Source organism: Neisseria sp. P0021.S007, from assembly GCF_051956855.1.
Genome location: NZ_JBQCXA010001460.1, coordinates 1 through 477 on the forward strand (window position 1 = coordinate 1; position 477 = coordinate 477).

Below are 477 nucleotides of genomic sequence, written 5' to 3' on the forward strand. Positions count from 1 at the left end.
TAGTACGGAACCGATTCACTTGGTGCTTCAGCACCTTAGAGAATCGTTCTCTTTGAGCTAAGGCGAGGCAACGCCGTAGTGGTTTAAAGTTAACCCACTATACATTCTGATTGTTACCAAAGACCAATTCAATGACTCAGAAAACACACACCATCAAAACCTACCTCGTCGGCGGCGCCGTCCGTGATTATCTTTTAGGTTTGCCCGTCAAAGACCGCGACTGGGTGGTCGTCGGTGCCGATGCGCAAACTATGTTGGCGCAAGGCTTCCAGCCGGTCGGCAAAGATTTTCCCGTGTTCCTCCATCCCGACACCCACGAAGAATACGCCCTCGCCCGTACCGAGCGCAAAACCGCCAAGGGCTACGCCGGTTTCAGTTTCCACGCCGACAAAGACGTTACGCTGGAGCAGGATTTGATGCGCCGCGATTTGACCATCAACGCAATGGCTCAGGGCTCAGACGACCTCATCATCGACC

At 53.5% G+C, this 477-nt stretch carries 1 pseudogene; it reads left to right on the forward strand.

Going from position 1 to position 477, the window contains the following annotated elements:
* Positions 1 to 131: 131 nt before the first annotated feature.
* A pseudogene (cca, locus tag ACTHUR_RS19695) lies at positions 132 to 477 on the forward strand (multifunctional CCA addition/repair protein); the annotation flags it as partial.